General features: G+C 43.3%; 15 protein-coding genes and 1 pseudogene. 1 reads left to right on the top strand and 15 read right to left on the bottom strand.

What is annotated here, in order from left to right:
- Positions 1-122: 122 nt before the first annotated feature.
- On the bottom strand, positions 123-575 hold the full coding sequence (locus CJU60_RS14575) for a SprT family protein (protein WP_024120307.1): 453 nt from the start codon (positions 573-575) through the stop codon (positions 123-125).
- A gap of 103 nt (positions 576-678) precedes the next feature.
- Here CJU60_RS14575 and cmpA point away from each other — a divergent pair, with 103 nt between their 5' ends.
- Positions 679-792: a cortex morphogenetic protein CmpA gene (cmpA, locus tag CJU60_RS14570; protein WP_003225207.1), complete on the top strand. Its 114-nt coding sequence runs from the start codon at positions 679-681 to the stop codon at positions 790-792.
- Between the two features lie 9 nt (positions 793-801).
- Here cmpA and CJU60_RS14565 read toward each other — a convergent pair whose 3' ends face one another.
- The 14 genes and pseudogenes from CJU60_RS14565 to endB all read right to left on the bottom strand — a co-directional run bounded on the left by CJU60_RS14565 (position 802) and on the right by endB (position 10,045).
- On the bottom strand, positions 802-2,961 hold the full coding sequence (locus CJU60_RS14565) for a Tex family protein (protein ID WP_095714131.1): 2,160 nt from the start codon (positions 2,959-2,961) through the stop codon (positions 802-804).
- 93 nt (positions 2,962-3,054) lie between these two features.
- On the bottom strand, positions 3,055-3,498 hold the full coding sequence (locus CJU60_RS14560) for a MarR family winged helix-turn-helix transcriptional regulator (RefSeq protein WP_095714130.1): 444 nt from the start codon (positions 3,496-3,498) through the stop codon (positions 3,055-3,057).
- Positions 3,482-3,921 (bottom strand): annotated as a pseudogene (locus CJU60_RS14555) (EVE domain-containing protein). The gene CJU60_RS14560 and the pseudogene CJU60_RS14555 overlap by 17 nt, the downstream one beginning before the upstream one ends.
- The gene (locus CJU60_RS14550) at positions 3,918-4,343 is read right to left on the bottom strand and encodes an SRPBCC family protein (RefSeq protein WP_095714129.1); all 426 of its coding nucleotides are present in this window, start codon (positions 4,341-4,343) and stop codon (positions 3,918-3,920) included. The pseudogene CJU60_RS14555 and the gene CJU60_RS14550 overlap by 4 nt, the downstream one beginning before the upstream one ends.
- Before the next feature lie 110 nt (positions 4,344-4,453).
- Positions 4,454-5,053 carry a phosphoserine phosphatase RsbX gene (rsbX, locus tag CJU60_RS14545; protein WP_095714128.1) on the bottom strand — a complete coding sequence of 200 codons (600 nt, stop codon included), beginning with the start codon at positions 5,051-5,053 and terminating at the stop codon, positions 4,454-4,456.
- Positions 5,053-5,841, bottom strand: coding sequence for an RNA polymerase sigma factor SigB (gene sigB / locus CJU60_RS14540; RefSeq protein ID WP_024120303.1), 789 nt, complete (start codon positions 5,839-5,841; stop codon positions 5,053-5,055). Before sigB ends, rsbX begins: the two co-directional genes overlap by 1 nt.
- Complete coding sequence (rsbW, locus tag CJU60_RS14535) at positions 5,807-6,289, bottom strand: anti-sigma B factor RsbW (protein ID WP_024120302.1); 483 nt, start codon at positions 6,287-6,289, stop codon at positions 5,807-5,809. The genes sigB and rsbW overlap by 35 nt, the downstream gene beginning before the upstream one ends.
- Positions 6,286-6,615 (bottom strand): anti-sigma factor antagonist RsbV, encoded by a 330-nt coding sequence (gene rsbV / locus CJU60_RS14530; protein ID WP_095714127.1) that lies wholly within the window; start codon positions 6,613-6,615, stop codon positions 6,286-6,288. The genes rsbW and rsbV overlap by 4 nt, the downstream gene beginning before the upstream one ends.
- Before the next feature lie 60 nt (positions 6,616-6,675).
- Complete coding sequence (gene rsbU / locus CJU60_RS14525; RefSeq protein WP_024120300.1) at positions 6,676-7,683, bottom strand: phosphoserine phosphatase RsbU; 1,008 nt, start codon at positions 7,681-7,683, stop codon at positions 6,676-6,678.
- An 11-nt stretch (positions 7,684-7,694) separates the two neighbouring features.
- Complete coding sequence (rsbT, locus tag CJU60_RS14520) at positions 7,695-8,096, bottom strand: serine/threonine-protein kinase RsbT (RefSeq protein WP_024120299.1); 402 nt, start codon at positions 8,094-8,096, stop codon at positions 7,695-7,697.
- A 3-nt stretch (positions 8,097-8,099) separates the two neighbouring features.
- Positions 8,100-8,465: an RsbT antagonist protein RsbS gene (gene rsbS / locus CJU60_RS14515; protein ID WP_003225190.1), complete on the bottom strand. Its 366-nt coding sequence runs from the start codon at positions 8,463-8,465 to the stop codon at positions 8,100-8,102.
- Positions 8,466-8,469: 4 nt separating this feature from the next.
- Entirely contained in the window at positions 8,470-9,294 is an 825-nt protein-coding gene (gene rsbRA / locus CJU60_RS14510) for an RsbT co-antagonist protein RsbRA (RefSeq protein ID WP_081638235.1), read from the bottom strand.
- A 114-nt stretch (positions 9,295-9,408) separates the two neighbouring features.
- Complete coding sequence (gene ndoA / locus CJU60_RS14505; RefSeq protein WP_003156187.1) at positions 9,409-9,759, bottom strand: type II toxin-antitoxin system endoribonuclease NdoA; 351 nt, start codon at positions 9,757-9,759, stop codon at positions 9,409-9,411.
- A gap of 4 nt (positions 9,760-9,763) precedes the next feature.
- Positions 9,764-10,045: a type II toxin-antitoxin system antitoxin EndoAI gene (gene endB, locus CJU60_RS14500; protein ID WP_003225183.1), complete on the bottom strand. Its 282-nt coding sequence runs from the start codon at positions 10,043-10,045 to the stop codon at positions 9,764-9,766.
- Positions 10,046-10,111: the final 66 nt, after the last annotated feature.

The following is a 10,111-nucleotide window of genomic DNA, read 5'->3' as shown; positions in this document are numbered from 1 at the left end:
TAATGAGACAAGATTCATTATATCAGGTTTGTCATTCAGAGTCAAGAGGTAAATGTTTTTTATTTATCTCTCGTGACGACTTTTATAATGTAACATAGGCTTGCCAGTTTCGTCAACCTTTTTTACGAAAAAATTCTTTTTATTTTCCCGCGGCATTTTCCGCATCTGTATCTGTCAGGATTCATGGCGCGTCTCTTTATATACTGTTGGCCGCAAGCCGTACATATATACCTATATGTTTTGTTGCTTTCTGTTTTTTTCTTTAGAGGCGTACAGAAGCGGGGCGCATTGACTTGCTGGAGAAGCGCTCTGAAATCTTTGTCCCTGTGCTTGTATCCTTTTCCTTCAAGGTGAAGATGATAATGGCAGAGCTCGTGCTTAATAATGCCAATCAGTTCCTCCCTCCCATGTTCAATCAAATATTTTCTGTTCAATTCGATGTTATGAGAGGTTAACAGGTATCTTCCGCCAGTCGTTTTGAGTCTGTCGTTGAAAACAGCCTGATGGCGAAACGGCTTTTTGAAATATGTGTTAGAAATATCCTCTGTAAGCTTTTGCAGCTCTTTGTTATCCATGGTGCACCTCACTAAAAAAACATTGAACGGGACAATTCACTGTTCGCATACAATAGGGTAATCACCGCCCCTCTTATGATAAAAGCTGAGGAGGAATGAGCCTATGCCAAATTGGCTGAAAAAGCAGATGCAAAAAGCGTTCCTTGAAAAAGATAATTACCAAATTAAACTGCTGAATCAATGCTGGTATTTCTATAGGAAAAAACACTGCTCGTAAGCAGTGCTTTTATTTTACCATAGACAGTGACACTCTGCCTTTTTGTACATCGACACCGTCAACCCAAACCGTCACGATGTCACCGACGGATACAACATCAAGCGGATGCTTGACGAATTGATTGCTGAGTTTTGAAATGTGCACAAGCCCGTCCTGTTTGACTCCGATATCAACAAACGCTCCGAAGTCCACTACATTGCGCACGGTGCCCTGCAGCTCCATTCCTTCTTTCAGATCCTCCAGCTGAAGAACGTCTGTTTTCAGCAGAGGCTTAGGCACCTCATCACGCGGATCACGTTCAGGTCTTGTCAGCTGTTCACAAATGTCTTTCAGCGTAATTTCACCGATTCCCAGTTCCTTTGCTGTTTCAGAAAGCTCCAGTTTGTTGATTTTGTCCTTCAATTCCGCTGTGCCGATTTGCTCTGTTGAAACACCAAGCTTTTTCAAAAGCGTTTTTGTTTCTTTATAGCTTTCCGGGTGGATTCCTGTTCTATCCAAAGGCTCTGTCCCTTCCTGCACTCTTAAAAAGCCGATACATTGTTCATAGGTTTTCGCGCCGAGCCTTGGAATATCTTTCAGTTCTTTTCGATTCGAAAATTTACCGAGCTCTTCCCGCTTTTTGACAATGTTGCCCGCTACGGACTTTGATAATCCCGCTACATACTGAAGCAGCGCCGCGGAAGCTGTGTTGACATTTACTCCTACCTGGTTTACGACTGTTTCAACGACAAAGCGCAGGGATTCATTTAAGCGTTTTTGGCTGACGTCATGCTGATACTGCCCCACTCCTACAGATTTCGGGTCAATTTTGACGAGTTCCGCAAGCGGATCTTGAAGTCTCCGTGCGATGGATACTGCACTGCGTTCCTCGACCTGAAGCTCAGGAAATTCTTCTCTGGCAAGCTCAGATGCCGAGTATACGCTTGCCCCCGCTTCATTGACAATCACATAATAAATATCACGCGGCGTGTCCTTCAGCACATCCACAATGAATTGCTCTGTCTCCCTGGAGGCCGTGCCGTTTCCAATCGCCACCATTTCCACTTGATACTCTTCAAGAATCGCTTTCACTTTCTCATGAGCTTCTTTCGTTTTTTTGACAGGTGCATGCGGGTAAATCACATCAATTTTTAAGACTTTCCCGGTTTCATCTGACACTGCCAGCTTACAGCCTGTTCGGAAAGCCGGATCTACACCGAGAACCGTCTTGCCTTTCATCGGCGGCTGAAGGAGAAGCTTTCTGAGGTTCTCAGAAAAAATATGAATCGCCTGTTCATCCGCTTTTTCCGACAGCTCTTTTCTGATTTCACGTTCAATAGCAGGCTGAATCAGTCTTTTGTAGCTGTCTTCAATCGTTTCCTGCAAGATTTCTTTTACAGACGTTGAACGGTTTTTGATGATTTGCTTTTCTAAGTAAGCCTTAATGTGATCTGCTGGCGGTTCGATAGACACCTTTAAAATGTCTTCTTTTTCGCCGCGGTTCATGGCAAGTACTCTGTGCGGAACGACCTTTGCGATTGGCTCTTCATACTCGTAGTACATTTCGTACACGTTTTTTTCATCTGTGTCTGCTGATTTTCCGGCAGCTGACTTGATCGTTCCTTTTTTAAAGGTTTCCTGGCGAATCCATTTTCTGAAATTCGGTTCGTCTGAGATTTGTTCCGCAATAATGTGCTTGGCGCCTTCAATGGCTTCTTCTCTGGTGAACACTTCTTTTTCTTCACTGATATATTGGTCTGCTGTTTCTGCAAGGCGGTCATCTTGCGGAAGGGTCATAATATAGTCGGCAAGCGGCTCAAGGCCTTTGCTTTTGGCGACTGTCGCTTTCGTTTTGCGCTTTTGTTTATACGGACGGTAGAGGTCTTCTACTTCCTGAAGTTTTACGGATTGGTCAATTTTGCGTTTTAATTCATCTGTTAGTTTATCCTGCTCGGCGATTAGCCTGATCACCTCTTCTTTTCGCTGATTCAGGTTTTGTATGTATTGCCATCGTTCAGAAATGGTCTGAATCTGAACCTCGTCCATTGAACCCGTCTGCTCTTTTCGATATCTGGCGATGAACGGAACTGTGTTGCCGTCCTCAAGCAGACGGATGACGCTTTCAACATGTTTTTGTGATAAACCTATTTCTTTCGCAATTTGCTGTTTCAAAAGGGCTGACGTTTCCATGTAACCATAGCCTCCAATTTTGTCGTTCTTACTCTAGTGTATCAAAAACAGAAAAAAACACATAAAAAAAGACAGCTGCCGCTGCCCGTATTTTTATTCATTTTTCAAGAGTTCCTGTAAGCCGCTTAGAAAGTTCTCTTTTATCATGGCTGCTTCAAAAAAAGATTGGTCAATCCGCTCGACAATCGGCAGAGCAGAGGTTACTCTTTCCTCTCCTGTTTCTGTTAATGACAGAAGAACTTCCCTTTTATCCTGAGGATTTTTGCTTCTTTGGATAAATCCCTTTTTCTCAAGCGTCCGCACAACCTCTGATACCATCATGATATTGGTCTGGCTGAAGCCTGCGAGTTTTTTTTGCGTGACGGTTTCTCCATGAGCAATCATATACTTGCATGAGGTCAGGAGAACAAATTGAACGTGGGTAAGGTCATGCTCAGCCAATGCTTTCCCTACTTTCCGCTGCCAGCTTTGTGTGACCTGCCATAATAAAAAACCTGGACTTGTGTTCGGTCCGCTAAATTTAGAGTGCCATTTCACTTATATTACTCCCATCGCTTGTGATATTGTCAAAAAATCATTTTTGCTGATTTCAAAGTGCCCTCTTTGAAATAAAAGCCCGAGATGATTTGTTTCCTGAACAAATTCCAACTGAGATTTAATATCGTAAAAACCTATTTTTTCACACGGAAAGTAATCAATGTCTAACCGGTATGGGATAAAGTCCGGAGCCATTTGATATTGATAGACGTTTCCGCTCTTCACTTTTCCGATAGCGGTAAAACATCGCAGCAGCCTGCCGTCCGGATATGCATCTCGCGGAGAATAATAAATAAGCCAATCATTCTCTTTCATCCTGGCAAGAGGCGCTTTTTTACCGTGGCATACTTGGGCAAATCCGCCGGCGGTCCCTTTTAAAACATGCTGCTCTGACACGACGCCAATCCAATATTTTGTGTTCATCTTAGCATTCCTTTGCAAAGACGGACAAGGCAGTTGACTGACTCTGGGATGTCTTTAGACAGTTCCTGCCCGATTTTTTCTCCCCATTTTTTTGCTTCTGCGCCTTCCAATACAACCCCATGCGTGATGTTTAGTCCCTCTTGTCGCTTTTGCAGTACATGATAAAATTCCATTTTTACATTTGTATTCGGAAGGTGGGATATGACAGAAAATGATTGATGCTTCTCCACATGTTCAAGCCAAAATGGAACTGTATTTCCTCGCAAAAGCAATGCTCCTTCCGTTTCATTTTGAAACGGCCCTTTCAGAGAAGCTGATGTGATGCCCGCATCCCACTGTTTCCAGGATTCTGGGTGCTGATAATATTTCCAGATTTCTTCTGGTGCCGCATCTGATATTGCAGTGTATTCATATTTCCACATTTGTAATCCCCCTAAATAATAAGTACACTTATCAAGTATAATAAGTGCACTTACTAATAGTCAATCACAAAAAAAGAAGCCGGCTTTCCCAGCTTCTTTTTTCTGCTCTTCTAGGACAGCTGCCCAAGAATATATGTCAGATCGTCTTTTCTTGATGTCGTGTACATTTTCAGTGAATTCGATATGTCTTCTACCGATTGGCCTTTTTTCAAATGGGAGCGGATATCGGGTACGTTGAGTCCATCTGTATGTATAATGAACTTAGAACCCTTTTCATAGGTAGCGGTGTGCGTTTTGTATTTTTGCGGCTTGCCTGATAAATAGCCTGAAATCGGCAGAGGATAAAAGCTTTCACCAGACGGGGAATGCAGGATAAAACGTACATTTCCGACGGAGCAGTACGCAAACTGCCTTTGTTCAAAGTTGATTTTCAAGATAGAAGCTGTCGCCCCTCTTTTGTTTCTCATCGCCTGATTACAGCGTTCGATAATGCTTTGTACGTCTTCGTTCGCATAGTTTTCCACTAAGTCTTTGATTGCTGAAGAAGATTCGTTGGCAAGCGATCCGCTTCCAAGTCCGTCAGCTACCGCACAAATCAATTCTTTGTCATCAGCTTTCATAAAAAAGCTGTCGCCGCAAATGGATTTTCCTTCTTTATTCAGTTGGTATACAAGGGTTTGAATATGCTGGTTTTCTTCAACCTGGATCATTACATTAACTCCATGGAGGGATCTTCAATCAAGGCCTCTCTAAGCTTCTTCACAGCTTTGCGCTGCAGACGCGAGACGTGCATTTGAGATATACCGAGAATGTCCCCAGTTTCTTTTTGGCTTTTGTTTTGAATGTACGTTAGGTCTATGATTTGTTTTTCACGGTCTGAAAGGACATGAAGCACGCTTTGCAGCATCATTTGCTGGTTCACCCGTTCATATCCATCCTCCTGTGATCCGACGATATCGAGAATGGTAACTGTGCTTCCGTCCGCATCTGCTTCAATGCTGTGATCGACAGATAAGGCTTGATAGCTTTTCCCCATCTCCATGGTTTCAAGAACCTCTTCCTCTGATACATCGAGGAATTCAGCAATCTCTTCCACTTTCGGCGACCTTTGTGTTTCTGTCGTCAGCTGATCGACCGCCATTTTGATTCTCGGCCCCAGTTCTTTGATTCGTCTCGGAACATGAACGCTCCACGTCTTATCTCTAAGGAAACGTTTAATCTCCCCGATAATTGTCGGAATCGCAAAAGCTTCAAACGATTTGCCCACCACGGGATCGTAGCGTTTTATTGCGCCGAGAAGCCCGATCATGCCGACCTGGCGGAGATCTTCGTGGAAGCTTTTGCCTTTTGAGTATTTCTTCGCAAGCATATCAACCAGATTTGTATACACCTGCACAAGCGTTTCCTGTGCCTGTTCATCTTGTTTTGTTTGGTAATCGCTTATGAGCCGATCGACTTCATCCTTAGTTAGTTTCGTAGTTTTTGATGGTTGTGTCATGATCAACTCGCTCCCCATTTAAATACTTTGTCATCGCTACGGTGACGCCGGAGTTGTTTTGCACTCTGACTTCATCCATGAGCGTTTCCATTAAATATAGACCGAGCCCTCCTTCTGATAATTGATCGACTGTGTGTGAAGGTGTGTACGGTCCAAGATCCTGCTGCTTTTCATCAAAATCAAAGCTGTCGCCTTCATCCGCCACAATGACCTCTAAACGATCCTCGAACACACCGAATCGGATTGACACTTCCCCGTTTTTGTCTTCTTTATATGCGTGCTGAACCGCATTTGTACACGCTTCACTCACTGCGATTTTCAAATCTTCAATCTCATCGTACGTATAGCCCATTCTGCTAGCGACGCCTGACAGAGTCAGCCGTATAATCCCTACGTATTCAGGCTGGGCCGGCACTTTCATTTCGATGTAATCAGCTTTGTTCTTCATTGCACTCCACCTTCTGACTTTGCAGAAATATCAATGATGTCCTTTAGACCTGTAATTTCAAACAGACGGATCAGGCGGTCAGACAGATTTTCAAGCTTGAGCGAACCGCCTTGTTTTTTCACTGTTTTAAATACACCTACAAAAACGCCAAGTCCGGTACTGTCCATGTAGCTGACATTCTTCAGGCAAATCCTTAAGTCAGCGCCTTGTTCTGCCAGAGGAACGAGTTTTTCTCTGAGAACCGGAGCTGAATACACATCAATTTCTCCTGCAATGTTTACTTGTATATCATTCACATTCTGTCGCACATCAACATTTATATTCATTCATATCACCTCAAAGTATCCTTTAAATCATAGTTGTTGTATACCCTCGGCTGGCAAACGCTAAACCTTTCTTCTTAAAACAATTAACGTAAAATCATCGTGAAGCTGAAAATCCTGCAATTTGAGGAGGCTGTCATATATGTTTTTGACCATTTCCTGCGCAGAGCAACACATATGTTCCTCAATGAGCTTCTGTATATCAAGACGCTCCAAGAAACCGTTTTCTGTCCTGCATTCTGTAACGCCGTCAGAAAATAAAACAATCATATCTCCCTTTTCGAGATACTGGTCAAATTGCCGGTAGTCATAATCCTGCGAGATCCCGAGAACCAGCCCTTTAGCTTCTAAATCGTAAAATGCATTGTCTTTTTGAGAATAGTAGAATCCCGGTTCATGTCCCGCTGAAGCGTATGTAAATCGATGACTGTCCGTATTGTAATTGGCATAAAACATCGTAATAAACATACTGGCATCAACGTTTTGTTCAACAACACGATTCAAGTTTTTCAGCACCTGTGAAGGGTGAATGCCCGTTTCCGGCAAAGAATCCATCGCGTATTTAATCATAGACATACATAAAGCTGCCGGAATTCCTTTGCCGATGACGTCAGCAATGGCAATATTAATGGACTCTTTGTCTTTAACAAAATGGTAATAATCACCGCTCATCTGTTTGGCGGGCACACTGATCGCGCCGATGTCCAGCGCTTCTTCCTCCGGAATTTTTGTTCCCAGAAGCGTCTGCTGTACATTAGCTGCGATTTCAATTTCTGATTTAATTTCCTGCTGTATCCCTCTGAGGGTTTGATGCTCTTGATAAGCCATTCCATATCCAATCATGACTTCTATTAAAAAATCCAGCGAATGAAAAACATCTTCCGGGAGACTCGGATACAGCTCCTTCAGCACTTTTCGGTGAATACTGATGATTTCTTCCGGCGGAATTTGATGCTCGATTGTTTTTCGGCTGAATTTTTGGGCTTGATATAAAGATGTTTCTGTTAATTCGGCTATATATCGGTTAAGCAGCTGATGGTACCGCTGCTCAATAACCTCCCTAAAATCCACTTTCTAACCTCCTACCGAAGCCATTTTATGGCTTGTATCTCTGTTCCTTCCCCCGCTACGGAATTTAAGCTAAATTCATCCATCAGCCTTTTCACGCCGGGAAGTCCCGCTCCCAGTCCGCCTGACGTTGAAAACCCGTCTTCCATGACTTTTCGGATATCAGGAATCCCCGGCCCTTTGTCTTCCGCTATAATTTTCAGGCCCTTTTTTCCTCTGTCTGTGACCTGTTCAATTCCAATCTGGCCCTTGCCGGCATATAAATAAATATTTCTGGCTAATTCTGATATAGCCGTTGTGATCCTTGCCTGGTCTACTGTGCCGAAACCCAGCTCTTTTGCAACGTTTCGCCCAAGCTGTCTGGCGGCCACGATATCCCATTCTGTCATGATCTTTACACAGGATTGGTCGTTCATTCGCTATTCCCCCAATTCCCGCTTCAATGTCTCAAGCCCTTGCTCTAAGTCGAGCGCCGTTTCGATTTCCTCAAGCGCGATTCCAAGTTCAATCAGCGTCACCGCAACGGCGGGCTGAATGCCGGTTAAGACAACTTTTGCGCCCATTAACTTAGACATTGTGATGACATCACCCAGCACTTTGGCGATAAATGAATCAATCATATCCACAGATGTCAGGTCAATGACGACCCCGTTTGCACCTGTTTCGTATATTTTATTTAATAAGTCTTCTTGAAAGGTTAATGCGGTTTGATCATCTAGTTCCCATTGAATAGATACTAATAAGCAATTATACAGTTTCAAGATCGGGATTTTCGGATGTCTCACAATATTATTCCCCCAATGAAACGATTTTTCGATCCGTCATTTCCAATGCTGTTTGAATTCCTTTTTGCAGGGTATTCTTAGTAATAACTTGGGATAAATCAATGCCCAGATTGACGATGGTCTGAGCAATTTCCGGACGGATTCCGGCGAGCAGGCATTTCGCTCCGACAAGCCTTACCGCTTCAGACGCCTGAATAATATGATGGGCAACCATCGTATCGACGACAGGCACACCGGTAATATCGATCAGCACGACTTGGGAACGGTGTTTGACAACGCCGTTAAGCAGATTCTCCATAATTCGTTTTGCGCGTTCCGTATCAATCGTTCCGACCAGCGGCATGACCGTTATATTTTCAAAAACCGGGATCAGCGGCGCAGAAAGCTCCTGCAGTGCAATTTTTTGCAGGGATACTGTTTTTTCCCATGAGATGGAGTACTGATTAAAAATTTCTGTATTAATCGGACTGAAGAAGCGGTCAATCTGCCAGATTAATTCCGTACTCTCTTGATCTGGCAATCTCTTATCGTTCATCTTCGTGTAGAGACGCTTCCAGAATTCAGCAAGCGCCGTAGCCAGAAACTTCAAAGAAAGTCCGATTTGGACGGCTCTCAGCGCCAGTTCGCTGATTTGGCTTTCAGCAGCGCTCTCATCATTAACAGATGAAAGCAGAATGTCGATATATTCTTTAGATATATTTTCATAAACTTGGTCAGTCAGCTGATATGATTCTTGTTCACTTAATTCTTTTAGTGTGTCAGTCCACAATTGAAGCAGTTCATTTTGATTCTCGGCTATGAACTGATAGACAGTCTGATTCGACATCAAATTCGCTTACCTCCCGATAAAAAACAACATATTTTTTCTTATTCCACTATTATATCGTTAATGTTTTTTGAAAACAAAAAAAGTTGCTCTATTTGAGCAACCAGGTAAATATTACTAAAAATCAATGAGTGCCAAACTGATCTGTAAGGCTTCATCAACCTTATCCATCATTTCATCATCCAGATGAGTAATCTTATCCGTTAACCTTTGCTTGTCAATCGTCCGAATTTGCTCCAGCAAAATAACGGAATCTCTTTCAAAACCGTAGCGTTTTGCATCAATTTCGACGTGGGTTGGTAATTTCGCTTTCTGTATTTGGGCTGTTATGGCTGCAACAATAGCAGTTGGGCTGAAGCGATTTCCGATGTCATTTTGGATCACTAAAACCGGGCGCACCCCGCCTTGCTCTGAGCCAACAACAGGAGATAAATCAGCAAAATAAACATCGCCGCGTTTCACAATCAAATGATTATCCTCCGCTGACTAAGCGCTCAACTGTCGTTTCAGCCTCGCACTCCGCAAAGTGAGCCTCGGAAGAAATGTTCAGGTTGATTTTCGCCATTTCCATATAGCCGCGTCTCATCAAATCACGGTTGTGACGAGTTGTTCGTTCGCTGACATAGGCTCTCACTGCTTGTGATATCAGTTCGTTTCTGCTTCGTTTCTCCCGCATCGCTACACCATCCAATTCAGCTACTAGGTTTTCGGGCAAGCTGATTTTCATTTCGGTTCTTGCGCTGGATTCAGACAAAAAACATACACCTCCACCAAACTTACGGATACGACTCTTTTATCCATCCAGTGATAATGATACCAT

It is taken from the genome of Bacillus sp. 7705b, assembly GCF_002289525.1.
Classification (GTDB): domain Bacteria; phylum Bacillota; class Bacilli; order Bacillales; family Bacillaceae; genus Bacillus; species Bacillus halotolerans.
The sequence above is the reverse complement of the archived record's forward strand: the minus strand, read 5'-3'. Positions and strand labels throughout refer to the sequence as shown.